Below are 24,713 nucleotides of genomic sequence, written 5' to 3'. Positions count from 1 at the left end.
TTTTGTCCGCCGCCCATTGCTCATGCTTGACGGTGAGCGGCTTGCGCGCCTAGCTAATGGCTGATCGCCTATGCTTGAACGGTGCTTACCGTGTAGCTTAGCAGCACCCAGCTCGGCATAGGGAAATTTAGGCCGTTGCGCTCTCTCATGGGCGGCCAAGCTAAAGCGCCTACTCGGAAGCGTCTTTGAGCGAATAAAGAACCGCCACATACTTGACTAAATTCATAGGTTATTTATACTTAACACTATTAGTAATGTAAATTACGTATGCAGGATAAGAGGTAGTTGGACTATTTAGCCTAATTTGATATTTTTGTCCGCTTTAATGTTTTTGTCTAGTTATGAGACTCACGACTAAAGGTCGCTTCGCTGTGACCGCCATGCTAGATTTAGCGCTACACCGTGAAACAGGCCCTGTCACGCTTGCTGGTATTAGCGAGCGGCAACAGATTTCGCTGTCATACCTTGAGCAATTGTTTAGCAAGTTGCGCCGGCAAGGGATTGTTGAGAGCGTGCGCGGTCCAGGTGGCGGCTATAAACTCGGTCGGCTGGTGGCAGAAATTACGGTGGCCGATATTATTATTGCCGCGGATGAGTCCCTTGATGCAACGCGCTGCGGCGGCAAGGGCAGTTGTGGTCATACAACTTATCAAGATGGGCACTGTATGACGCATAGACTATGGTCGACCTTGAATCAAAAGATGCGCGAGTATCTTGATTCAGTCTCGCTACAAGATTTGGTGCTGCAACAATATGGGCGTGAGACTGGCGCAGCCAGGCTGCGCGACCAGCGCGCAAACACCATGGATACACTTTAAGCACAGTTTTCGGAGTTATTGATGCAAAACGTTCTTCCTCGCCTTCCGATTTATCTGGACTACAGCGCCACTACGCCGGTCGACCCCCGTGTAGCGGACAAGATGATTCCTTACTTGTGCGAGCAGTTTGGTAATCCCGCTTCGCGCAGCCACTCCTATGGTTGGGCCGCGGAGCAAGCGGTCGAGGAGGCGCGCGCGCAGGTCGCAGCACTGCTCAATTGCGATCCACGTGAAATTGTTTGGACTTCAGGCGCCACAGAATCTGACAATTTAGCTCTAAAAGGCGCTGCGCATTTTTATCAAAGCAAAGGCAAACATATCATCACCGTTAAAACTGAGCATAAAGCGGTGCTTGATACCTGTCGCGAGCTTGAGCGGCAAGGCTTTGAGGTGACTTATCTAGATGTTTTAGAAAATGGTTTGCTCGATCTAGAAGCGTTTAAGCAAGCGCTACGGCCCGATACGATTTTGGTTTCAGTGATGATGGTCAATAATGAAATCGGCGTGATCCAAGATATTGAGCAAATCGGTGAGATATGCCGCGATAAAGGCATTATTTTTCATGTTGATGCAGCGCAAGCAGCCGGTAAGGTGGTGCTTGATCTGGCGCGCTTAAAGGTTGACTTAATGGCGTTGTCCGCGCATAAAGTATATGGCCCTAAAGGCATTGGCGCCCTGTATGTGCGCCGCAAACCACGGGTGCGCATTGAAGCGCAAATGCACGGCGGCGGCCATGAACGGGGCATGCGCTCAGGCACTTTGCCAACCCACCAAATTGTCGGCATGGGCGAAGCTTTTCGCTTCGCGCGCGAAGAAATGGCGGCGCAAAACCAGCATGCGCGCGCGCTCTATGATAGGTTGTTGCAAGGCTTAAGCAAAATGGAAGAGGTCTATGTAAATGGCGATGCGCAACAGCGCGTGCCGCATATTTTAAACATTAGCTTTAATTTTGTTGAGGGCGAATCGCTGATTATGGCCGTGAAGGATATCGCGGTCTCTTCTGGATCCGCGTGTACCTCAGCGTCGCTTGAGCCTTCTTACGTGTTGCGCGCGCTTGGGCGCAATGATGAATTGGCGCATAGTTCAATCCGCTTTAGCGTGGGACGCTTTACCACCTTGCAAGAAGTCGATTACGTGATACGTTTAATGGAAAGTAAAATCGCCAAACTACGCGATTTGTCGCCATTATGGGAAATGCATCAAGAAGGGGTCGATTTGAATTCGATCGTATGGGCTGCGCATTGAAAGTAGCGGCCGCTTGATAGCATAGATTGGGCGTTGGCATAGAACAGCAAGGCCCTTATGAGTTGGTTAATAAAAGAATTTTTTAGGAGTTAGATCATGGCATATAGCAATAAAGTGCTCGATCATTATGAAAACCCCCGTAATGTCGGGTCATTTGATAAAGACGGCGATGGCATTGGCACGGGTATGGTCGGTGCGCCCGCCTGCGGGGACGTTATGAAACTGCAAATTCGGGTAGGCGCTGATGGCGTTATCGAAGACGCGAAGTTTAAAACCTATGGCTGTGGTTCGGCGATTGCTTCGAGTTCGCTGGTGACCGAATGGGTTAAAGGGAAAACGCTAGAGCAAGCATTGACCATTAAGAACACGCAAATTGCCGAAGAATTGGCGTTGCCGCCGGTGAAAATCCATTGTTCAATTCTGGCCGAAGATGCAATTAAAGCTGCCGTTAAAGATTATCAAGAGCGTCATGCGAAAACGGCTGAACTGATTGCAAGTTGAGCCGCAGTTTAATCAAGTAAGCAGGGCGAAGCGCTCTACATTTTTTTGACTGATATGAGCATTACATTGACCGAAAAAGCAGCGCAACATGTACAAAGATATTTGCTCCGCCGCGGCAAAGGGCTTGGCTTGCGCTTAGGCGTGCGTACAACAGGATGTTCAGGACTAGCCTATAAGCTTGAATATGTTGATGCGCTCGCGCCAGAAGACCAAGTCTTCGAAAGTTATGGCATAAAAGTTGTGGTTGATCCTAAAAGCCTGGCTTACATTGATGGCACTGAATTAGATTTTGGGCGCGAAGGACTGAATGAAGGTTTTAAATTTAAAAACCCTAACGTCAAAGATGAATGTGGGTGTGGTGAATCATTCCGCATCTAATGCAACCGTCGCGTATCTAGCCGCGCCACGTCAGTTTTTTTGCCGTTAATTAAAAGCTTGACGGTGTAATTCCAATGTCCTCTTTCAGCGGTACTTATTTCGATTTATTTGGCTTGCCTGCAAATTTTGTGGTCCAAGATCAAGAACTTGCCAATGCGTATCGCACGGTGCAGGCGCACACTCACCCAGATCGTTTCGCCGCGGACTCGGAAGCTCAAAAGCGGATTGCCTTGCAATGGGCGACTCACGCAAATGACGCCTATCGCACCTTAAAAGATCCATTACAACGCGCGATTTATTTACTGCAATTGCGTGGCATTGAAACGCAAGCCGAGCATAATACGGTGATGGCGCACGCCTTTCTTATGCTGCAGCTAGAATGGCGAGAAGCAATCGAAGCCGCGCAACTTGAAAAGAATCTGCCCGCGCTGCAAGCATTGCTGGATAAACTGCATCATGAGCGCACACTCCGTCTGACGAAACTTGTGAGCTTGTTTGAAGCTCAGATGGATCAAGCTGCGGCGGAGGTGGTGCGCGAATTGATGTTCATCGAACGGGTCGCGCAGGAAGCGCAGGCTCAGATTGAAAACCTTGAATACGCGTAGAAGGCAAGCTGATGGCTTTATTACAAATTTCCGAGCCGGGTCTAGCGCCAGCGCCTCACGAGCGGCGGCTTTCAGTCGGCATTGACCTTGGCACAACTCATTCATTAGTGGCGGCGGTACGCCATAGCCTACCCGAAGTCCTGCCGGATGGGGCAGGGGATTCATTGCTTCCTTCGGTGGTGCGTTATCTGCCAACGGGTGAGAGACAGCTAGGCCGCATGGCGAAAAAACATGCTGCGCTTGATCCCAAAAATACGATTGTCTCGGTCAAACGCTTAATGGGGCGCAGCAAAGAAGAAATTGAGCAGGCCGCCCACGCTCCCTATGATTTAGTCGCAGCGCCAGGCATGGTGCAAATCAACACCGCGGCGGGTGTCAAGAATCCGGTTGAAGTGTCGGCTGAAATTCTTGCGGCATTGCGGCAGCGTGCGCAAGCCGCACTGGGCGGCGAACTATTTGGCGCAGTGATTACAGTACCGGCTTATTTTGATGATGCGCAACGACAAGCCACAAAAGATGCAGCCCAGCTTGCTGGTCTTAATGTGCTGCGCTTATTAAACGAGCCCACTGCGGCGGCAATTGCCTATGGGCTGGAAAGCGGCGCACAAGGCATCTATGCGGTCTATGATCTAGGGGGCGGCACGTTTGATTTGTCGATTCTTAAACTAACGCAAGGTGTGTTTGAAGTGCTCGCCGCCGGCGGTGATTCAAGGCTAGGCGGAGATGATTTTGATCAAGCTTTGTTAGACTATGTGCTTGTCAAAGCAGGTTTAGAGATGCATCTGCTGAGCGCTGGCGAGCAGCGGCTATTACTCGACGCTGCGCGCAGCGCGAAAGAAACTTTATCGACAACCCAGCAAGCCACGGTGGAGGTTTTGCTGGCAAATGGTACGCAGATCGCCGTGTCCGTCACTGAAGCTGAATTTGCCGAGCAGGTTCAGCCTCTCGTGCAACGGACGTTAGCGCCGATGCGTAAAATTTTACGCGATGCGCAGATTGCTGTAAAAGATGTACAAGGTGTTGTCTTAGTCGGCGGCGCAACGCGTATGACGGTGATTCGGCGTGCAGTCGAAGGGTTTTTTGAGCAACCCGCGCTGACTGGTATTGATCCAGATCAAGTGGTCGCGCTGGGGGCCGCCATCCAAGCAGATCTATTAGCCGGCAATCGACGTGCTGACGACGATTGGCTATTGCTAGATGTGATTCCGCTCTCGTTAGGGGTTGAAACGATGGGCGGGCTGGTGGAAAAAATTATTCCGCGTAATTCAGCCATTCCGGTTGCGCGCGCGCAAGAGTTTACGACTTTTAAAGATGGGCAAACGGCCATGTCGATTCATGTCGTGCAGGGTGAACGCGAGCTGGTTGCAGATTGTCGTTCGCTGGCGCGTTTTGAGTTGCGCGGGATTCCGCCTATGACGGCTGGGGCAGCGCGTATTCAGGTAAGTTATCAGGTTGATGCGGATGGGTTACTCTCTGTGTCTGCGCGCGAAACGCAGTCTGGCGTTGCCGCCTCAGTTGCGGTAAAGCCGGCCTATGGTTTAAGCGACGAAGATATTTCCCGTATGCTGAGTGACAGTTTTCAGGCGGCTAACCTGGATAAAGACACGCGTGCATTGCGCGAACTCCAAGTCGATGCGCAGCGGCTGCTAGCCGCCACCGAAAGCGCTTTGGCTAGCGACGCAACTTTACTCAGCGCGGCTGAGCGCGCCGAGATTGACGCCGCCCTAGAAAGCTTGCAGAAAATCAAAGATAGCCAGCAACCCGATGCGCTGGAAGATGCAATTAAAACCTTAGCGGCAGTCACGGATGAATTCGCGGCGCGGCGCATGAATCAGAATATCCGCGTGGCGCTGGCTGGCCGCAAAGTTAGAGAGCTGACTGAACAGTAAGATTATTTTTAAGAAAAACTGGAACCCTAGATGCCTCAGGTCATTGTATTACCTCATCTCGAATTGTGCCCAGAAGGCGCTGTGATTGATGCCACGCCAGGCAAAAGTGTCTGCGAGACATTACTGGAAAATGGGGTGGAGATCGAGCACGCCTGCGAAAAGTCCTGTGCCTGCACAACCTGCCATGTGATTGTGAGAGAAGGCTTTAAGCAACTCGGCCATCCTAATGAAATTGAAGAAGATTTGCTGGATATGGCCTGGGGTTTGGAGGCCACTTCTCGCTTATCATGCCAAGCCATAATCCCGGCTGAAACCGAGGGCGCTATCGTGGTTGAAATTCCACGTTATACAATTAATCATGCAAAAGAAAAGCATTAAGAACAGCACCCGCTATTTGCTGTGTTAAAATTATCGTTGTAGATAACCTCAGTCAGTAGTTTGATTGAGGCGCTATCTGATTCCCCTCCTACCTGTGCGCTAATTGCGATCCGCTAAACGGTCAGGCCGTGCTGCGGGAGGTCTGGTTAACCCGCTATTTCTCGACAAACTTGAGGAAAAGGTGAGCGTCAAATGATGCAACAATTTCGATCAAACTCGTATTTATTTGGCGGTAATGCGCCGTATGTTGAAGAGCTCTATGAAGCCTATCTCAACAATCCCGCCTCTGTGTCAGATCATTGGCGCGACTATTTTGATGCGCTCCAAAATGTGCCTGCAGTGGATGGCTCCAGCGCAAGCGATGTGGCGCATGGTCCAATTATTGAGTCCTTTGCGCAACGTGCTAAAGCGAATACATTTGTGCAGCAAACGGGCAGCGTTGATTTAGCAACTGCACGTAAACAAGTTTACGTGCAAGCTCTGATTGATGCCTATCGCTTTATGGGTTCGCGCTGGGCTAATCTAGATCCGCTTAAGCGCCAGGAACGCCCACACATCCCCGAGCTTGAACCGGCTTTCTATGACTTCACTGAAGCCGATATGGATCAAGTCTTCCATGCCGGGAATTTATATTTTGGTTTTGAGCAGGCGACTCTAAGAGAAATCGTCAAAGCGCTGCGCGATACTTACTGTGGCACGATCGGCGTTGAGTTTATGTATATCAGCGACCCTGAACAGAAACGCTGGTGGAAAGAACGCCTTGAATCGATTCGCGCCACGCCAGATTTTTCCGCTGAAAAGAAAAAGCATATTTTCGAGCGACTCACGGCAGCCGAAGGTCTTGAGCGTTACCTGCATACGAAATTTGTCGGCCAAAAACGCTTTTCGCTCGAAGGGGGTGAAAGCTTTATCGCGGCAATGGACGAGGTAGTGCGCCATTCCGGCGCGCTAGGTGTGCAAGAAATCGTGATTGGGATGGCGCATCGTGGCCGCTTAAATATCTTAGTCAATACGCTGGGCAAAATGCCAGCAGATCTTTTTGCTGAGTTTGAAGGCAAGCACTTGGATGAGCTGCCGGCGGGCGATGTTAAATACCATAAAGGGTTTTCCAGCGATGTCTCGACCCCAGGCGGTCCCGTGCATTTGTCGCTGGCATTTAATCCTTCCCACCTTGAAATTGTCAACCCAGTAGTTGAAGGTTCAGCCAAAGCTCGGATGGAGCGTCGTGGCGATCCAGATGGCAGCCAAGTATTGCCGGTGCTGGTGCATGGCGATGCCGCGTTTGCTGGACAGGGGGTGGTGATGGAAACCCTCAATCTGGCTCAAACCCGGGGCTATGGCACGTATGGCACTCTGCATGTCGTAATTAATAATCAAATTGGCTTTACCACTTCTGATCCGCGCGATGCGCGTTCAACGTTGTATTGTTCAGACGTTGTCAAGATGATCGAAGCACCCGTCATTCACGTAAATGGCGACGATCCAGAAGCCGTGATCTTGGCGACTCAGCTTGCAGTCGATTTTCGCGCGAAATTTCATCAAGACGTGGTGCTGGATATTGTCTGCTTCCGCAAGCTGGGCCACAATGAGCAAGATACCCCGGCGGTCACGCAGCCATTGATGTATAAAAAAATTGCTCAGCATCCAGGCACACGTGCACTGTATGCCGAGAAATTAGTGGCGCAAGGTGTTTTAAACAGCGACGAAGCCGATGCGTATGTGAAGCGCTACCGTCAAGCGATGGACGAAGGGCAACACACGGTTGATCCTGTCTTGTCGAATTACAAAAGTAAATATGCGGTCGATTGGGTGCCATTTTTAAACCGTAAATGGACCGATGCCGCAGACACTGCAGTGCCCCTGGCTGAACTCAAACGCTTAGCTGAACGCATTACTACGGTGCCGGAAACGCTCAAACTGCATCCATTAGTGGAGCGGGTGGTGAATGATCGCCGCGCCATGGGTAAAGGTGAGGCGCCGTTGGATTGGGGCATGGGCGAACACCTTGCCTATGCGTCGTTAGTCGCCTCTGGCTACGCGGTGCGTTTAACCGGACAAGATAGCGGGCGCGGCACATTTACGCACCGTCACGCTGTACTGCATGATCAAAACCGCGAAAGCTGGGATGACGGCAGCTATGTTCCGTTAAAGAATGTCACCGAGAATCAGGCCACATTTAATGTGATCGACTCAGTGCTGTCCGAAGAGGCGGTGCTGGGCTTTGAATATGGCTACTCAACCGCAGAGCCTAACACCCTCGTATTATGGGAAGCGCAATTCGGCGATTTCGCGAATGGCGCGCAGGTTGTGATTGACCAGTTCATTTCATCGGGCGAAGTGAAATGGGGTCGAGTTTCAGGCTTGACGATGCTGTTGCCGCATGGTTATGAAGGCCAAGGGCCAGAGCATTCCTCAGCGCGGATTGAGCGGTTTTTGCAACTCTGCGCGGATCACAATATGCAAGTGGTGCAGCCAACCACGCCGGCACAGGTCTTCCATCTATTGCGTCGGCAAATGATTCGTCTGTTCCGTAAGCCTTTAATTGTCGCTACGCCAAAATCGCTGTTGCGCCATAAAGAGGCCGTGAGCAGTTTATCCGAGCTAGCTAAAGGATCTTTCCGCACCATCATAGGCGAAACGGATGCGACGCTCGAGCCTAAAAAAATCAAGCGACTTGTGGTCTGCTCCGGTCGCGTCTACTATGACTTAGTAGCGCATCGCCGTGAGGCCAAGCTAAAAGATGCGGCCATCATTCGGGTCGAACAGCTCTATCCATTCCCGCATAAAGCCTTTGAAGCGGAATTGAAGAAATATGAGCATGTTACCGAAATAGTCTGGGTCCAAGATGAGCCACAAAACCAAGGACCTTGGTTCTATATCGAGCATCATTTGCTAGAAGGCATGAAAGAAGGGCAAAAACTGGCATATAGTGGCCGTCCTGCTTCTGCCTCGCCAGCGGTGGGGTATTATGCGAAACATTATGAGCAGCAAAAGCAACTCATTGATGGGGCGTTTGGCCGCTTAAAAGGTGCAGTACGCGTAAAATAAAAGTGTTGGGCTTTGAAGGCCCAACACCGCTATAAAATACAAGCATTTTGCTGCACGCTAATTAATGTGCAGCAAAATAAATATACTTCGATTTGTTAGAGATCTATTCAGGAAAATCAATGGCTATTGTAGAAGTCAAGGTGCCGCAGCTATCCGAATCCGTCGCTGATGCGACCCTGCTGCAATGGAAAAAACGTCCCGGCGAGGCGGTTGCGCAAGATGAAATTATCATTGAAGTTGAGACCGATAAAGTCGTGCTTGAAGTCCCTGCGCCAGCAGCAGGGGTTATGATGCAGATTGTCCGTGAAAATGGCGATACAGTGGTCGCGGATGAAGTGATTGCTAAAATCGATACCACCGCTCAGGCTGGAGCCGCCTCCAGCGAGGCTAAACCAGCGCCAGCCGCAACTATGCCCGCTGCCGCGCCGGCTGAACCAGCCAGTGCGAAAGCCATGCCTTCAGCAGCAAAACTCATGGCTGAACAAGGCATAAGTGCTGCTCAAATAGAAGGCAGTGGCCGCGATGGGCGAATCACGAAAGGCGATGTGCTCGCAGCTCCCGCCGCCCAGCCTGCGGCAACGATGGCACCGGCCCGCACCGCAGTTAAACCCGCGTTGCCTGAAGTAAAAGCTGCAGTTAATATTAGCCAGTCGCTTGAAGGCCGGCCAGAACAAAGAGTGCCGATGTCACGTTTGCGCGCGCGTATTGCGCAGCGTCTACTTGAATCGCAACAAACTAACGCGATCTTGACGACCTTTAACGAGGTCAATATGCAGCCGGTCATGGAGCTGCGCAATAAATACAAAGATAAATTCGAAAAAGCCCATGGCGCGCGTTTAGGTTTTATGTCTTTCTTTGTTAAAGCAGCTGTGCACGCATTAAAGAAATACCCGGTCGTCAACGCCTCAGTCGATGGCAATGATGTGGTGTATCACGGCTACTTTGATATTGGTATTGCCGTTGGTTCGCCACGCGGACTGGTGGTGCCCGTCTTGCGTGATGTAGATCAAATGAGCCTGGCTGAGATTGAGAGCAAGATTGCAGAATATGGCCAAAAAGCAAAAGAAGGCAAGCTGTCGCTAGAAGAACTTACAGGCGGCACGTTCTCTATTTCCAACGGTGGCGTATTTGGCTCAATGCTGTCCACACCCATTATTAATCCACCGCAATCCGCGATTCTTGGCGTCCATGCCACCAAAGAGCGCGCCGTAGTGGAAAATGGTCAAATTGTGGTGCGCCCAATGAACTACCTCGCCATGTCTTATGACCATCGCATTATCGATGGGCGGGAAGCCGTATTAGCGCTAGTTGCGATCAAAGAAGCGTTAGAGGACCCAGCGCGACTCTTGCTCGACCTGTAACCGTCTAACTTTTCTGTATCTGAATTATGTCTAATCAATTTGATGTCATTGTGATTGGCGGTGGCCCGGGCGGCTACATCGCAGCAATTCGCGCAGCGCAACTCGGTAAATCTGTTGCTTGCGTGGAAAAATGGAAAAATCCAAACGGCGAAACGGTTCTTGGCGGCACTTGCCTAAATGTCGGCTGTATCCCTTCGAAAGCCTTGTTAGCTTCGTCTGAAACGTTTGAGCATACAGCGCATCACCTGGCCGAGCATGGTATTACAGTCAATGGAGAAGTGCAGCTCGATTTAGCCAAAATGCTGGCTCGTAAAGATGGCATTGTGAGCAAAATGACCAAGGGCATTGAGTTTTTATTTCGCAAAAACAAAGTGACCTGGCTCAAAGGTCATGCGCAATTTACTGCTCGCAATAGCGCGGGGAATTATCAAATCGAAGTCAGCGGTGAGGGCGCAGCACAAACCATTACCGCTCAGCATGTGATTATTGCGACTGGTTCCAAAGCCCGTCATTTGCCAAACATCCCGATTGATAACCGCATCATTGCCGATAACGAAGGCGCGCTCTCGTTTGATTCAGTGCCTAAAAAACTTGCAGTGATTGGCGCGGGCGTGATCGGCCTTGAACTGGGTTCGGTATGGCGTCGTCTCGGCGCACAAGTCACCGTGCTAGAAGCCGCGCCGAGTTTTCTGGCGGCCGCGGACGATGGCGTTGCCAAAGAAGCCTCGAAACAATTTGCCAAGCAAGGGCTAGCGATTCACCTTGGGGTCAAAATCGGCGACGTTAAAACTACCCAGCAGGGTGTTTCAATTGCCTATACTGACAAAGAAGGCAAAGCGCAAACGCTGGTGGCAGATCGTTTAATCGTCTCCGTCGGGCGCGTGCCAAATACGGACGGTTTAGGCTTAGAGAAGATTGGGCTAGCGGTGAACGAGCGCGGTATGATTGAAGTCGATGACCAGTGCCGGACTCAATTGCCGAATCTATACGCAATTGGCGATGTCGTCAGAGGCCCAATGTTGGCCCATAAAGCGGAAGACGAAGGGGTCATGGTAGCCGAAGTGATTGACGGCCAAAAGCCGCATATCGACTACAATTGTGTTCCCTGGGTGATCTATACCGCGCCTGAAATTGCTTGGGTGGGTAAGACCGAGCAACAACTTAAGCAAGAAGGGCGGGCTTACAAAGCTGGGCAATTCCCATTTGCGGCGAATGGCCGTGCGCTTGGCATGGCGAAAGCGGAAGGTTTTGTCAAAATGTTAGCGGATGCAAAAACCGATGAAATTCTCGGCGTGCATATTGTCTCATCTGCCGCGTCTGATTTAATTGCAGAAGCGGTCGTTGCGATGGAATTCAAAGCAGCGTCTGAAGATATTGGCCGTATCTGCCATCCCCATCCCTCCTTATCTGAAGTCATGCGCGAAACCGCTTTAGCCGTCGAAAAGCGCGCGCTGAATATGTAATGCGTGGATAAACGGAAAGCACAATAGAGGTCGATAAAAAAGGCGAGGTGACTCGTCTTTTTTATTAGGTGCGCAATGAATGTCATAGAATATTACGAGCGCGAGCTCGAAACCCGCGGCTATCGCGTAGATTCAGCTCAGCATGCAGCCGTGGCGAGCCTGCAGCGTTGCTATGAGCAATGGGTCAAATACCAAGCACGGCACGCCAATGTGTTTATGAAATTACTCAGCCGTGGCGAAACACCGAAAGGCGTTTATATGTGGGGCGGAGTAGGACGCGGTAAGAGCTTCTTGATGGATAGTTTTTACGCTTGCGCGCCACTGCCGAATAAAATTCGGCTGCATTTTCATGAATTTATGCGTGAAGTGCATCGGCAACTTGAAGAACTTAAAAAAACCGCGAATCCATTAGATGTGTTAGCACGCGATATTGCGCAACGCTATCGCTTAATTTGCTTTGATGAATTCCATGTGTCGGATATTGCCGATGCCATGATCCTGCATCGTTTGCTGGAGCGTTTATTTAAAAGCGGTGTGCAATTTGTGACGACATCAAATTACCACCCCACAGCGCTCTATCCAGATGGTTTGCACCGTGACCGTATTTTGCCGGCCATCGACCTGCTGAGCACCAAGCTTGAAATCATCAACGTCGATGGCGGCGTCGATTACCGTCAACGGACTTTCGCGCAAGCTAACGTTTACTATACGCCGCTTAGCCCAGCCGCCGATGAAGCCTTGCGGCAAACTTTTGCGGCGCTCGCCGCCGGGCCTGACGAAAGCCCATTATTGCGCATTGAACAACGTAAGCTACTTGCGCTGCGCCGCGCCGGCCGTGTGGTCTGGTTTGATTTTGCGACCTTGTGCGGGGGACCGCGCTCACAAAATGACTACCTTGAGCTAGCGAATCGCTTTCATACGATTATCTTGTCAGAGGTGCCACAAATGACGCCACGCATGGCTTCTGAGGCGCGCCGCTTTACCTGGTTGATCGATGTTTTATATGATCATAAAGTTAAGCTATTAATCTCAGCCGAAGTCACGCCAGCCGAGCTTTATTTTGGAGGCCCGTTGGCGAATGAATTTGCGCGCACGGTGTCGCGGATTATTGAAATGCAATCAAAGAGTTACCTAGAAGCTCCAAATCGAGGCACCGTAGATACTTCGTTGACATAAGACGTAACATAAGTCGTCTATTAAATTCATTCATTTTATGCCAAGTTTAAGTTTTTCTCGCGCGGTATGGGCCGTGCTCATTCTGGGTACTTTAAGTTTTATGGGCTTTCGTATCGCTCAGTTATTGAGCTATGGCGACCCAAGCTTGCTTGGACAGCAGGGTAAAGAGTTGGCCCGAGCCTTTTGGATGGGCGCGCGTTTTGATTTCAAAATGTTGGCGACCGGATTGCTCGTATTCTTTGTATCAGCGAGTCTAATCGCAGCGCCAAAATTTTCACGCAAGATAGGAGGTTATTTGCAGCGAGCGATGGTGATCGCATTGTTTGTCGCTGCCAATTTTGCCGCCATTTGCCAATATTTTTATTATGGTTTTTATAAGACACCGTTTACGCCAATTCTCTTCGGCTTGTATGAAGACGATACGCATGGTGTCATAGCGGCGATTTGGAGTGATTATCCAGTTGTTTGGGCATTGCTGCTGGTGCTTGCATTAAGCTGGCTGCAAATGCGCTTGACCTTTTGGTGGGCGAGGGGATCCCAGCGTGGGCCACGCTTAACACAGTTCCGCTGGTGGCCGCCGGCTGCGGTGCTGGTGACGCTACTGGCGCTGGGATTTTTTGCACGTGGGCAATTAGGTAAATTTCCATTGCGCGATCAAGATGCTGTCGTCAGCGCCAACCCTTTCATTAATGATTTGGTCCGCAATGCCTGGCAAACACTCTACGATGCGGTTAAAGATCGGCGTCAGCAAATTAATCTAACTACTAACGATCCAACTCGACAATTGGCAGTATATGGATTTCGTTCACTCGAAGAGGTGGCTCATACGCTCGGGGCGAAATCAGGCAATCAAGAGGATTTAGAGGCTTTTATTTTTCATCGTACGCCACCTAATGACTTTGTTAAAGCACACCCACCGCATGTGGTATTTGCATTGATGGAATCATGGGGTGCGCATCAGCTTGAATTTGATACTGCACAAAACGATCTAACTGGCGCATTAAGAAAGCATTTAGAGCGCGATACACTGTTTCATAATTTTTTCTCCGCCCAACTAGGAACTCACCCAACGCTAGAAGCACTTCTGCTCAATTCACCCTTGACTCCATTGACGCAAGGCAGCTATGGCTTTATGAGCTATCCAGCGGCGGCAGCAAAACCCTTTAAAGAGCAGGGCTATCGTACTTTATTTCTCTATGGCGGCAGCAATGCGTGGCGCTCGATTGGCCGTGTGATGAAGCATCAGTACTTTGATGAAGTCTACGATATGGGTAACATTATTGAGCGTTACCCTGATGCGCAACGTAATGTATGGGGTATCTATGATGAATATTTATTCCGCTTTGCTTATGACCTTTTGCAAGATAGCGAAGCGCGCGGGGAGAAAGTTTTTCTTTTTTTGTTAACGACAACGAATCATCCCCCTCATCAAACACCTGATCATTATAAGCCGTTAGCACTTGAGCTCTCTAAGATGGCCCCCCATTTTTCTGCTGATGCGCAGAACGCTCAGAAAATGGTTTGGACTTACCAATATGCAAATCATCAGTTGGGTTTATTCCTTGATCGCATTGACCATTCAGCTTTAAAGGAGAAAACGCTGGTGGCGGCAACCGGGGATCATAATCTGCGTGCTTTATTGCACTATCGCCAACCAACCGATAGTAAAGATTTGTATCGCGTTCCTGGCTACTTTCGTGTGCCGCAAGCGTATCGACCCAGCTATAAACCCGATCCTAGCCGCTATGCCAGCCACCGAGATATTTTTCCGAGCCTGTATCATCTTGCCTTGTCGGATGCAGTTTATCCGCGTTTTGGAGACAACTTGTTTGCTGAGGCGCCGCCACAAAACCAGTATGCGATCGTAGCTTTTGAGTCATTATTCAGCCGAGAAGGCGCTTTATTGCCCTTCGTTGGCCGGCATCCGTCTGCTTTTGACTGGGATGCTTCTCAGACTGCGCTAACCGCAAGCGCAGCCCCGACACCTCTGTTACAAGAGCAAGGTCGGCAAGCGCGAGCATGGTTGGCGTTGGCTGATTGGTATACGCGTTATCAAGTGATTCAAGGGTTGCAGCGCGCCAATGCGCAAAATAGAGGAGCAAAAGTCAATGAATAATTCTTATCAAAAGCACCGCGGGTTTGCCCGTCTCTGGCATGCGCTACGCTATTCTTTATGTGGTATGCGCGATGCGCTGATTAACGAGAGGGCTTTCCGCCAAGAGATGGTGCTAGCCCTCATGCTAATTCCACTGGCGGTTGTTTTACCGGTGACGATGGTTGAAAGGCTGATGTTGATTGCCTCGATACTTTGGGTATTAAGTCTTGAACTGCTTAATTCTGCTGTTGAGGCCGCCATTGACCGTATTTCGCTAGAGCCGCATCCACTTGCCAAACAAGCGAAAGATTTTGCGAGTGCAGCTGTTTTTATCGCACTGTGTTTGTGTGGATTAATCTGGCTATCGTTGGCGGGCCCGCTGGTATGGACGTGGTTACGTGCAGGGTTAGTCTAATTAGTGGGCGCCTGACCTTAATATTGCTTGTCCTTTTTCATTAGCATTTTTGGGGACAACCTAGCACCGGCCCACGTGAAAGAAACTCTAGATAAGCTCGGGACTCACATAAAAAAGTCTAATCTGTACAGCAGACTCGATTTTCTTGGCGTGAGCCCCGGGATACTATTTCTTTAAGTTAACCTTTGAATATGGGCTAAGAATTTGCGCCATCTGTGCGTACAATTTGGCGTTGCCCGCCATAATTTCATTATGTTCGATAAAATTTGAGTCGCCGGTATAATTCCCCACTAATCCACCGGCCTCAGTTACCATCAGGCTGCCCGCGGCAATATCCCATAGGTTAAGTCCTTGCTCAAAGAAGCCATCGAGCCGGCCTGCAGCAACGTTAGCTAGATCAAGTGCAACCGCACCTGGGCGGCGCAAGCCAGCGCACGCCTGAGTCATTTGCCCCAAAATTTTCAGATCTTTGTCCAGATTGGGTTGAACTCGGGACGGAAAACTCGTGCCCAGCAGCGCATCAGCTAACCGATCGCCGGAGGTGACGCGTAGACGGCGGTTATTTAAAAATGCGCCGCTTCCGCGTGAGGCAGTGTAAAGGTCATTGCGAATCGGATCGTAAATTACCGCCTGCGTAATCACCTCTTTATGCGCCAGTGCAATAGATACGCAATAATAGGGAAACCCATGAATGAAGTTGGTCGTGCCATCCAGTGGATCGATAATCCATCGATACTCCGAGGAGCGTTCAGAACGGCCTGACTCTTCAGCCAAAATGGCATGCCCCGGATAAGTTGTGAGCAGAATTTCGATAATCGCGGCTTCAGCGGCCTTATCGACTTCAGTCACAAAATCGTTATGTTGTTTTTTGTTGATCTGAATTCGATCAAGATCAACTGAAGCACGATTAATAATCTGCCCGGCCCGGCGCGCGGCCTTGATCGCAGTATTGAGCATGGGGTGCATGAGCGAAATCCTTTGTGCTAGCTTTATACTAACTTATAAAACCCGTTATTTTAACGGACTTACTGACTTGCGAGGTGCCGATATGCATCTTGAATTTTTCTATACGTGAATATGCAACAGCAAAACCCTCAACTCACCGTTCCCGTAGAGCCCAGCTTTGGCTTAGATCATGCTTTAACTTCGACCCGCTTTGTCTTGGTTGAACCGAGCCATCCCGGTAACGTTGGCGCTGCGGCGCGAGCGCTGAAAACCATGGGCTTGTTCCGTCTCGTCCTGGTTAAGCCACAACAACCAAATATACTGAAACATCCTGACGCGCTGGCCCTCGCCAGCGGCGCGCAGGATGTGCTGGCTGCAGCCGAAATTACCGATTCACTTGAGGCCGCGCTAAGCGGCGTGCAATGGTCGGTTGCGCTGTCAGCTCGCCCGCGTGGCTATAGCCCACCTATCTTGACTCCGCGCAGTGCGGCGCAGCAAGCGCGCTTAGTCGCAGCACAAGGAGAAGTGGCCTATATATTTGGTAATGAACGTGCTGGTTTATCCAATGCGGATGTTGAACGTTGCAACGCGCTGGTGCATATTCCAGCCAATCCAGTTTACAGTTCGCTCAATCTCGCGCAGGCCGTGCAGGTGCTGGCTTATGAATTAAGAACCACGCTGCTAAGCGATGGCGATGCTCAAACGCATACACCTACCTTGGCGCACGGTTTATCCGTCAGTGCACTGGCTACAAACGACGAAGTCGAGCAGATGTTTACACATCTGCAAAGTGCCTTAATTGCCTTGGATTTTTTGCAGCCGGCCCAACCGAAAAAACTCATGTCTAGACTGCGGCGGCTGTTCGCGCGTACCGCGCTTGAACGTGAAGAAGTGAATATTTTGCGAGGCATCGCAAAACGCATCATCTGGCAAGCAAAATCACGAGATCTGGTGTAAAAGGGGGGTAAACCACTTCTGTTTGAGGGTGCTGACCCGAATGTGCCCAATACGTTGTCCGTTCATGGCTTGCTACTGCGCTTTCCGAACAGCATGTTTTCAATCAGGCGGATCATCGTTTTCTTTTGTACCGGCACCGATTCGGCTACCAGTAGCGCTAATGCCGCTTTCAGTTCAGCGGTATTGTGCTCGGTTGTGAGAAGTTTTCTTTCAATTTTTAGTTTGGACAGACTGAACCTGTAATTGGTGCTAGGTTATCTATCTACATATTTGCCCGCGCAAACAAATGAATCACTTCTTGATTGGAGCATTTCCCCATTCGGAAATTTTAGTTCCAAAGTGCACTAATTGCCGCAAACTCACGGGCGTCATGCGCCTGAGTATTATCTAAATCTGCCATTTTTATTCCTCCTAGCGCATAGACTGGAAAGCTCTGTGTCCAATTATGCCAGGCATGGCGGAATGCTTTACCTCATCTTCGGATCGAGTTCCTTTTCGGCGAGAGCTGAATTATGATAGCTCATGGAAACATGCATGAACACTAGGGATGCTACTGTCGTTTATTGCACTGAAATCAGAGGGACTGCTAAATAATGGATAGGGTTATGCAGATGCTTCCTAATCTATCGCTTACAAAGCTATAAGCTTCTACAAAGCTCGTGCCTTTGCATAGGTGGATTTATTGAGCGCTTATGGAATTTTCTACACTGTTTCCAGTCTATGTCATCTGGAAGTTTTATACGCCACTTAACTTCCATAGCAGTCAGATGAGTTAATTTTGACGTGACCATCAGATTAAACCTTGATAACACAGCCTCAAATAATTAAAGAAGGATTGCATGTTAAGCTCTATTTCACATTACAGTATTGCAGTACGAGAATCTCCAAAAATATCGTTACTTTCGCTGCCCACTGAACTTCTAACAAAAATAGAAGACCATCTGCAAATACTGGATCTGCAAAATTTCTCTGAAGCATTAACTATGGTTACACATAAGGGGGATCCAGTGAATTTCCCCGCTGTGAAATTAAAGTTATTGCAGCAAAGGGTTGAGCCAAAATATCATCAGAGCGTTGCGAGTTCAGATGAGGGTTTGCGAGCCTTTGCATTGAATCAATTGCAAGAACTATGGGACTCGGGAAAACTTGATAGAGTGGTAGAAAAACCAACGTTATTTTGGTTATTAAGACTTGTTGGCGAACAGACGATATTTGGATATTTAAGAGAAAAAATCCAACGAGAGCCGGAGTTAAAAGAAAAGCTGTTGAAATGGGTCGAGCGCTCAAAAACAGAAGAAGTGCAGGAAATAGCAGCAAATGCGCTGACAATACTGGTGAAAAGTGGGGTTCAGTTTAATAGGGCAGATTTAAGAGGAATTCGGGTACCTGGAGCGGATCTGAGTTTTGGGGTATTTGATTCAGCGCAGTTGCAAGGGGCAGACTTAAGAAAGACCACGCTTCAGGCAAGCTGGCTGCGCGAGGCGAATTTAAGCGGGGCAAAAATGACCGAGGTGCAGTTTGGTGAGTGGCCATATCTGCAAGAAGAGAGCGCGGCGCATTCATGCGCGTATTCACCGGATGGGGGAAATTACGCAGTCGGCCTTTGGAACGGTAAGATCAGCGTATATTCGACAGCGAACTGGGAAAAAATCCACGCCTTAGATGGACATGCGCATAGGGTTACCAGTGTGGTGTATTCGCCAAATAGTGAGCAGATTGTCTCGAGTGATGACCAGATTATTCAGCTGTGGGATGCGCAAACTGGGGAAAACCTCAGCACCCTACGCGGATATGTAGGGTACCCCGTATATTCACACAACAGTATGAAGATCGTCTGCATGGGTCCAGACCATACTATATGTTTGTCGGACATGCAAACTAGCCAAAACAGCCTCATCTTACGCGGACATACAGATTGGGTTCTGGGCGTGGTCTATTCGCCAAATGGTCAGCAAATCGCTTCTGCGAGTATGGATGGTACCGTGAGACTGTGGGATGGGCAAGACGGGCAATGCCATCGTAATTTGAGTGGGCATACAGGATCCGTTGCGAGCGCGGCGTATTCGCCAAATGGTCGGCAGATCGCCTCTGTAGGAGCGGATCGTACCGTGCGATTGTGGGACACGCAAAATGGGCGAAGCCTCTATATTTTGAATGGACATACGGGATCGGTTGAGAGCGTAGCATATTCGCCAAATGGTCAGCAGATCGCCTCTGTGGGAGGGGATATGACCCTGCGACTATGGGACACGCGAAATGGACAATCTCTCTATGTTCTGAGCGGGCATACGAAAACGGTTAGGAACGTGGCATATTCGCCAAATGGCGAGCAGATCGCTTCTACTAGCGAAGATCGTACTGTGCGTCTGTGGAGCGCACACAATTGGCAAAGTCTCCACGCCTCACGTGGGCATACAAAGAGCGTTGAGAGCGTGGCATATTCGCCAAATAGCAAGCAGATTGTTTCTGCTAGTTCGGATCATTCTGTGCGAGTATGGGATGCCAGAAGTGGGCAAAGCCTCTATGCATTACAAGGACATACGGAGTGGGTCCTGAGCGCAGTGTATGCACCAAGCGGTGAACAGATCGCCTCTGCGAGTGGGGATAATACTGTGCGAGTGTGGGACGCCCAAAATGGGCAATGTCTTCATACTTTGAGTGGACATACGAATTTAATTATGAGCGTGGCGTATTCGCCGGGTAGTATGCAGATCGCTTCTGGAAGTCGAGACAAGACCGTGCGAGTGTGGGATGCGCAAAATGGGCAATGTCTTCATACTTTGAGAGGACACACAGAATGGGTTACAAGCGTGGTATACGCACCGAGCGGAGAACGAATCGCTTCTGGGGGTATGGATGGCACTGTGTGTCTATGGGAAGCCCGAAATGGGCAACGTCTTCACATATTACGCGGACATAAGAAGAGGGTTGCGAGCGTGGCGTACTCACCGAGTGGTGAACAACTTGCTTCCGCAAGCTGGGATCGTACTGTGCGAGTGTGGGACGCCCAAAATGGGCAATGCATCCAGACCTTGAGTGGACATAGGGGATCAGTTACTTGCATGGCATATTCGCCGAGTGGTGAGCAACTTGCCTCTGCGAGTGCAGATAATACTGTGCGAGTGTGGGACACGCAAAATAAGCAATGCCTTCATACTTTAAGCGGGCATACGAAGTCGGTTACTTGTGTGGCATATTCGCCAAATAGTGAGCAGCTCGCTTCCGCGAGTGATGACCATACCGTGCGAGTGTGGGACGCGGCGTCTGGTCAATGTAAGGCAGTTATTCGGGATTTTGGAGACTGCATCACAAGCATAGCCTGGCAACCTTCATCCGAGGGGAACTATTTAGTGACGGGCTGCGCGGATCATTCCGTTCGCATTTGGCAAGTGCAAATGGGTGCGCCGGCTCAAGTCAATTTGTGCTGGAGTTCAACGCACGCTGAACTTAATGTTTCTCAAACTATTGTTCAAAATGTACAAGACCTGAGCTTGCTCAATCAAAGACTTTTAAAACAGCGCGGAGCCTTTTGTGGATTTGCTTGACTGTTAAACTGTGCGATTCATAGACATCGTTTCAATTTTCTGATCTGTAAATCGGCATAATAATTCTGCTCTTGGATGCGCTCTCTGGCCTGATCATATTGCGCGCCAACGTCATCCCAAAATGGAGTTTTTGAAGACAACTCGACTACCTGTTTGATTGGCGTTTTGCCACCAAGTGAGCCATGAGGTCGCTCCCAATTGTAATAGTGCTGCCACTCAGATAACTGGTCGCGAATTTCTGCTGCCTTCAAGTTGACCGTGGGATAAAACTCTTCAAGATCTGTCTTCTGCGAGCGCTCTACCTTGCCATTCAGGTGGGGGGAGCGCGGTTTGATGGGGCGAAATTTAATTCCGTATTTCATCAAGCGTTCTTGAAATTTATAAGCAAAAAATTCACGCCCTCTATCTGTTTGAATTCTTTGAAAAGCAAATGGAAATTCTTCGAGCATGCATTCCAAAAATGCCAATGAATTTTCTGCTGTACGCCTAGCGTACAGTCGTAATACCCGCCAGCGCGTGCAGTCATCAATCGCGGTGTATTGGTATAACCCCGGTACAATTTTGCAGGTATCAATTTGTATGCGATCACCAGGAATGGGGCGGTTATAACGAATGAATGATTTTCGAATACTCCGTTTACCTAGCAATTTGACTTCATTTTTTTGAAGAACTTTGTGAATCGTGGCCAATGAATAGGGTGTGCCATGATTGCGCTTCAATTCACTAGCTAAGCGTCTATGGCCTAAAGAGCGCTCACGCCGTAACTTCAATATGAGTGCTTCTTGCTCGGCAAAAATTTTCTTCGATGGACTCGTTTTAGGCCGTCGACTTTGTTCTTGTAAACCCTCTTCGCCTAATGCTGTATACCGTTTGACCCATTTTCGAAGCGTTGGCCTTGATGTCCCACATTTCAGACAAACAAGACCCGCATGGCCTGTTACTTCAAATAACTTTACCCAACGTAATCGCTTTGCTATTTCCCTATCCATCCTTCTATTTTAATTGAAACGATGTCTATGAATCACACATATCATTTATTATTTAACTTCTTGCTCGCCTTCGTCCTCTGTATTGTCGGACAGGGTGCCCTCAGACAACGCTAGCTCTTGAGGATCCGCAGACTGCTCTATTTCGCCTTTAATCCATGGTGCCGAAACTTTCTGAGCAACAAGCAATTGAATTCCGAAGAATGAACTTATTAAATCATTTACCTCTCTTGCATTCGTCATACTAAGTAATTTATTTTTATCGTCTTCATTAGTTACAGAACGGATAGCTTTGATTAGATTAAGTGCGATATACTTTTGTGCAGATTTCCAGTCACGAGATTCAACCATGCAATTGTAAGGCTCATTCCCCTTCTCATGGCGCCTTTTATTATCGCTGTCCCCGTAATCCAGGATAGCGTGAGCTAATTGTTCATAAGTGCCTCCCAATTGATCTTGTTCCTCTGCCCCAGTCATATCTGGAATCCGACGTCCAATTGCAGATGTATAGTGAGCAACTGATGACGGAGCAGCAGCAGGGTCATGTAGTACGATAAAGCCATTGCGGAGCTCTTGGTTATTTTGTATGCTAGCTAAATATGTCTTATTTCCAAAGCGACTTTTTGGCTTCATGACCTGTTCTGAAGTTTCTAAAGTAAAAAATACGAAATCATCCGTTTTTACTGCGTCAAGGTCGTCTTGTTCTGTGTTATTCCTAGCAAATTCCTTACTCTTTACTTTTACCTGTTTTCTTGATAAAAGCGTATTATCATCTCCCAAATCCGAGGGACTTGCATGTAACGCATGAAAATCGAGACCGAGGACCGCATCTACGAGGACCTGCTCTTGTTCGGTTAGGTCCTTAGTTTTTTCCTCGACGTATAGTAAGTTTTCTTTTGAAATCTCCTGGAGCGAGGTGAAATCTTTGATTTCATTGCCCCAATCCTTATCATCTTTTTTCCATTTTTTCCCATTATCAAACATACGCTTAAGGGCTTTATTGAGAGATCGAGACATAGTTTCTTCATGGGATAATGAAGCATGCTCTGCCGCTGGAAGAGAAGGAAATTGAGGAGGGTGGTTTAATATCGGTAAGTTGATTCCTGATTTTACCGACTGCTTCGGAGAGGATGAATTTGAATGTAATCCGCTAAGAGGCCCTGTGGACTGCTGCTTCTGAGAGGGTAGGTTAGGGTTACTACTCTGAGGTGCTACCTCACCAATTGCTGAGGGGAAGTGGGGTGAAGACCCTAATTTTTCCATATAAATTGCCTCTCGTATGCTAAAAAGTGTATTAGTCAAAATTAGCTGTCGTATCCTATTTTGTACTATGCCAAATTAGTTGTATTGAGTGACTGCGCAAATGTGCGGAGTTAAGCGAATCTAATGAGATAATCTCCCCACTGTCTAAATTGTTTAAGTAACTCATCGTCGCGCTGTCCTACACGACTCTCCGAGATATATATAGTGGAGTGCGTCGTAGCAGGCGAACGCAATCGAATTACTCAAATGCTTGAAAGCGTATTGGTGCCGGTTATTTACCGATAACTTGATCTCCGATGATGCGTCGTTCACAGCAGTCAGGGAACAGGCATTCAATCTGCTCGAACCCGAGCAATCCCCTGTCGCTGTCAAAAAAAGAGCGCTAAGTTCAAAGTACCCAAGAAATAAGCCAAAGTGAGGAATGTATGCGATAGAGTTAGAGTAAAAATTCTAAAATAAATTGAGAAAATTTATAAATTATTTAATATATTTTTTTTGTAAATCAAGTTCCTACTGGCCACGTTCTGCGCCTAAAAATAGCTACCCTGTTTGGGGCGGCTATTTTTTTGATGCGCCCAGCATGGGCACACTTCTGGAGGTGAAAATCCTCCCACAAGTAGACCATGACGAGTGAATTGAAGCTTAACTGCATGAAGGTGACCGGAATGTGGAAAAGAAGCGGGGAGCAAAAACTGCGAGCCGATAAACAAGAAACAGAGAGAAAGCGAAGCCATACAGAAACTGACCCTAATATAGTGCGCTAGGTAGCGGCTAACTTCTTGCACTGTTGGTGGGGCCAGTTACGGTGAGGAGGAGGCTTCGATACGAAGAATAGCCACATGCCGATACTATGGTTACTTTGCGTTGGGACGAACCTGGCGAAGAGTGGAAAAATGACGCCTTAAACTTAGATAATGGGATGTTGCAAAAAAATACGATAATGCCAGTACTATGAAAAGGATACGATAATGCCGAATATTATGATTACTTTGGATTGGAACCAATCTGGCCAAGAGTGGAAAAAAGGCTCCCTAAACGAAGGTAAAAAGATGTTGCAAGACGGATACGGTATCGCGGACGATGACTGCATCGATTTATTTCCGGATAGTCTGCCTATCGGAAAGACGCTAACGGGTGACACTATAATAATAAGCGCTCACGCCGGCAACGGGACTTTAGGCTTTAACACAGATACAAGACTCAGCGCTCTGGGTTTGTTCAACAAACTGAAGGATATACAAGATATAAGTCGCCTGGAAAAAATTGTAATATATGCTTGCTCTATGGGGGTCGAAGTCGACTCAAAAGAATCGTTCGCGTCGACCCTGGCTAGATCTTTCTCTGAAATGAAGCAGCCAGTCCTTGTCTATGCACCGCTTGGAATATCTGCTTTCAATTCGGCGACCGCTAAATTTAGTGTGCGGAATCATGTAAATGATAAGAACGAATTGCCCAGCGATAAAAGCTGGGTGCGTTGTCAGCCGCTAATTTCAGGAACGGTGGACGTGCTCATAACTTCGGAGCCTGAGATGCCGTACATCAAGCCGGAAAAGATAGACTACGATGCTATTGGGGATTGGAAAATTGAAGTAGTCGAAACAGGTGAATCTCAATGATAATACGGATTGAGGAATTGAACTAATTT

The 24,713-nt window shown here is 48.8% G+C and carries 19 protein-coding genes; 16 read left to right on the top strand and 3 right to left on the bottom strand.

Annotation, left to right across the window (positions count from 1 at the left end):
* Positions 1-341: 341 nt before the first annotated feature.
* The 13 genes from iscR (at position 342) to MCB1EB_RS05605 (ending at position 15,372) form a co-directional block, all read left to right on the top strand.
* Positions 342-818, top strand: a complete 477-nt coding sequence (iscR, locus tag MCB1EB_RS05665) for a Fe-S cluster assembly transcriptional regulator IscR (RefSeq protein WP_045362240.1) — start codon at positions 342-344, stop codon at positions 816-818.
* Between the two features lie 21 nt (positions 819-839).
* On the top strand, positions 840-2,063 hold the full coding sequence (locus MCB1EB_RS05660) for an IscS subfamily cysteine desulfurase (RefSeq protein WP_045362242.1): 1,224 nt from the start codon (positions 840-842) through the stop codon (positions 2,061-2,063).
* 96 nt (positions 2,064-2,159) lie between these two features.
* The gene (gene iscU / locus MCB1EB_RS05655) at positions 2,160-2,564 is read left to right on the top strand and encodes a Fe-S cluster assembly scaffold IscU (RefSeq protein ID WP_026920579.1); all 405 of its coding nucleotides are present in this window, start codon (positions 2,160-2,162) and stop codon (positions 2,562-2,564) included.
* 54 nt (positions 2,565-2,618) lie between these two features.
* Entirely contained in the window at positions 2,619-2,942 is a 324-nt protein-coding gene (gene iscA, locus MCB1EB_RS05650; protein WP_045362244.1) for an iron-sulfur cluster assembly protein IscA, read from the top strand.
* A gap of 74 nt (positions 2,943-3,016) precedes the next feature.
* On the top strand, positions 3,017-3,547 hold the full coding sequence (gene hscB / locus MCB1EB_RS05645) for a Fe-S protein assembly co-chaperone HscB (RefSeq protein WP_045362247.1): 531 nt from the start codon (positions 3,017-3,019) through the stop codon (positions 3,545-3,547).
* Positions 3,548-3,558: 11 nt separating this feature from the next.
* The gene (hscA, locus tag MCB1EB_RS05640; protein WP_045362249.1) at positions 3,559-5,436 is read left to right on the top strand and encodes a Fe-S protein assembly chaperone HscA; all 1,878 of its coding nucleotides are present in this window, start codon (positions 3,559-3,561) and stop codon (positions 5,434-5,436) included.
* A 30-nt stretch (positions 5,437-5,466) separates the two neighbouring features.
* A complete protein-coding gene (fdx, locus tag MCB1EB_RS05635) occupies positions 5,467-5,814 on the top strand; it encodes an ISC system 2Fe-2S type ferredoxin (protein WP_045362252.1) in 348 nt (115 codons plus the stop codon).
* Positions 5,815-6,006: 192 nt separating this feature from the next.
* Positions 6,007-8,862, top strand: a complete 2,856-nt coding sequence (locus tag MCB1EB_RS05630; protein ID WP_045362255.1) for a 2-oxoglutarate dehydrogenase E1 component — start codon at positions 6,007-6,009, stop codon at positions 8,860-8,862.
* Between the two features lie 119 nt (positions 8,863-8,981).
* Positions 8,982-10,223, top strand: a complete 1,242-nt coding sequence (odhB, locus tag MCB1EB_RS05625; protein ID WP_045362257.1) for a 2-oxoglutarate dehydrogenase complex dihydrolipoyllysine-residue succinyltransferase — start codon at positions 8,982-8,984, stop codon at positions 10,221-10,223.
* Positions 10,224-10,249: 26 nt separating this feature from the next.
* A complete protein-coding gene (lpdA, locus tag MCB1EB_RS05620) occupies positions 10,250-11,686 on the top strand; it encodes a dihydrolipoyl dehydrogenase (protein WP_045362260.1) in 1,437 nt (478 codons plus the stop codon).
* Positions 11,687-11,761: 75 nt separating this feature from the next.
* The gene (zapE, locus tag MCB1EB_RS05615) at positions 11,762-12,862 is read left to right on the top strand and encodes a cell division protein ZapE (protein ID WP_045362263.1); all 1,101 of its coding nucleotides are present in this window, start codon (positions 11,762-11,764) and stop codon (positions 12,860-12,862) included.
* A 37-nt stretch (positions 12,863-12,899) separates the two neighbouring features.
* Positions 12,900-14,978 (top strand): LTA synthase family protein, encoded by a 2,079-nt coding sequence (locus MCB1EB_RS05610; protein WP_045362265.1) that lies wholly within the window; start codon positions 12,900-12,902, stop codon positions 14,976-14,978.
* The gene (locus MCB1EB_RS05605; RefSeq protein WP_051213680.1) at positions 14,971-15,372 is read left to right on the top strand and encodes a diacylglycerol kinase; all 402 of its coding nucleotides are present in this window, start codon (positions 14,971-14,973) and stop codon (positions 15,370-15,372) included. The genes MCB1EB_RS05610 and MCB1EB_RS05605 overlap by 8 nt, the downstream gene beginning before the upstream one ends.
* A gap of 165 nt (positions 15,373-15,537) precedes the next feature.
* Here MCB1EB_RS05605 and MCB1EB_RS05600 read toward each other — a convergent pair whose 3' ends face one another.
* The gene (locus tag MCB1EB_RS05600) at positions 15,538-16,338 is read right to left on the bottom strand and encodes an inositol monophosphatase family protein (protein WP_045362269.1); all 801 of its coding nucleotides are present in this window, start codon (positions 16,336-16,338) and stop codon (positions 15,538-15,540) included.
* Between the two features lie 111 nt (positions 16,339-16,449).
* Here MCB1EB_RS05600 and MCB1EB_RS05595 point away from each other — a divergent pair, with 111 nt between their 5' ends.
* Together MCB1EB_RS05595 and MCB1EB_RS05590 are read left to right on the top strand one after the other, a co-directional pair.
* Entirely contained in the window at positions 16,450-17,274 is an 825-nt protein-coding gene (locus MCB1EB_RS05595) for an RNA methyltransferase (protein ID WP_045362272.1), read from the top strand.
* A gap of 839 nt (positions 17,275-18,113) precedes the next feature.
* Complete coding sequence (locus MCB1EB_RS05590; protein WP_052393643.1) at positions 18,114-20,819, top strand: WD40 repeat domain-containing protein; 2,706 nt, start codon at positions 18,114-18,116, stop codon at positions 20,817-20,819.
* A 17-nt stretch (positions 20,820-20,836) separates the two neighbouring features.
* Here the strand turns inward: MCB1EB_RS05590 and MCB1EB_RS05585 are convergent, their stop codons facing one another.
* The gene (locus tag MCB1EB_RS05585) at positions 20,837-21,808 is read right to left on the bottom strand and encodes an IS481 family transposase (RefSeq protein ID WP_045362275.1); all 972 of its coding nucleotides are present in this window, start codon (positions 21,806-21,808) and stop codon (positions 20,837-20,839) included.
* Positions 21,809-21,856: 48 nt separating this feature from the next.
* A complete protein-coding gene (locus MCB1EB_RS05580; protein WP_126353903.1) occupies positions 21,857-23,068 on the bottom strand; it encodes a hypothetical protein in 1,212 nt (403 codons plus the stop codon).
* A gap of 968 nt (positions 23,069-24,036) precedes the next feature.
* On the opposite strand from MCB1EB_RS05580, the gene MCB1EB_RS05575 reads away from it, so the two are divergent.
* The gene (locus MCB1EB_RS05575; protein WP_045362282.1) at positions 24,037-24,684 is read left to right on the top strand and encodes a hypothetical protein; all 648 of its coding nucleotides are present in this window, start codon (positions 24,037-24,039) and stop codon (positions 24,682-24,684) included.
* Positions 24,685-24,713: the final 29 nt, after the last annotated feature.

The organism is Mycoavidus cysteinexigens, assembly GCF_003966915.1.
GTDB classification, from domain to species: domain Bacteria; phylum Pseudomonadota; class Gammaproteobacteria; order Burkholderiales; family Burkholderiaceae; genus Mycoavidus; species Mycoavidus cysteinexigens.
This window is presented reverse-complemented; position numbering and strand designations above follow the sequence as displayed.

Coding starts and splice junctions, on each gene's coding strand:
- iscR (WP_045362240.1), top strand. CDS start 342: ATGAGACTCACGACTAAAGGTCGCTTCGCTGTGACCGCCATGCTAGAT.
- MCB1EB_RS05660 (WP_045362242.1), top strand. CDS start 840: ATGCAAAACGTTCTTCCTCGCCTTCCGATTTATCTGGACTACAGCGCC.
- iscU (WP_026920579.1), top strand. CDS start 2,160: ATGGCATATAGCAATAAAGTGCTCGATCATTATGAAAACCCCCGTAAT.
- iscA (WP_045362244.1), top strand. CDS start 2,619: ATGAGCATTACATTGACCGAAAAAGCAGCGCAACATGTACAAAGATAT.
- hscB (WP_045362247.1), top strand. CDS start 3,017: ATGTCCTCTTTCAGCGGTACTTATTTCGATTTATTTGGCTTGCCTGCA.
- hscA (WP_045362249.1), top strand. CDS start 3,559: ATGGCTTTATTACAAATTTCCGAGCCGGGTCTAGCGCCAGCGCCTCAC.
- fdx (WP_045362252.1), top strand. CDS start 5,467: ATGCCTCAGGTCATTGTATTACCTCATCTCGAATTGTGCCCAGAAGGC.
- MCB1EB_RS05630 (WP_045362255.1), top strand. CDS start 6,007: ATGATGCAACAATTTCGATCAAACTCGTATTTATTTGGCGGTAATGCG.
- odhB (WP_045362257.1), top strand. CDS start 8,982: ATGGCTATTGTAGAAGTCAAGGTGCCGCAGCTATCCGAATCCGTCGCT.
- lpdA (WP_045362260.1), top strand. CDS start 10,250: ATGTCTAATCAATTTGATGTCATTGTGATTGGCGGTGGCCCGGGCGGC.
- zapE (WP_045362263.1), top strand. CDS start 11,762: ATGAATGTCATAGAATATTACGAGCGCGAGCTCGAAACCCGCGGCTAT.
- MCB1EB_RS05610 (WP_045362265.1), top strand. CDS start 12,900: ATGCCAAGTTTAAGTTTTTCTCGCGCGGTATGGGCCGTGCTCATTCTG.
- MCB1EB_RS05605 (WP_051213680.1), top strand. CDS start 14,971: ATGAATAATTCTTATCAAAAGCACCGCGGGTTTGCCCGTCTCTGGCAT.
- MCB1EB_RS05600 (WP_045362269.1), bottom strand. CDS start 16,338: ATGCACCCCATGCTCAATACTGCGATCAAGGCCGCGCGCCGGGCCGGG.
- MCB1EB_RS05595 (WP_045362272.1), top strand. CDS start 16,450: ATGCAACAGCAAAACCCTCAACTCACCGTTCCCGTAGAGCCCAGCTTT.
- MCB1EB_RS05590 (WP_052393643.1), top strand. CDS start 18,114: ATGTTAAGCTCTATTTCACATTACAGTATTGCAGTACGAGAATCTCCA.
- MCB1EB_RS05585 (WP_045362275.1), bottom strand. CDS start 21,808: ATGGATAGGGAAATAGCAAAGCGATTACGTTGGGTAAAGTTATTTGAA.
- MCB1EB_RS05580 (WP_126353903.1), bottom strand. CDS start 23,068: ATGGAAAAATTAGGGTCTTCACCCCACTTCCCCTCAGCAATTGGTGAG.
- MCB1EB_RS05575 (WP_045362282.1), top strand. CDS start 24,037: ATGCCGAATATTATGATTACTTTGGATTGGAACCAATCTGGCCAAGAG.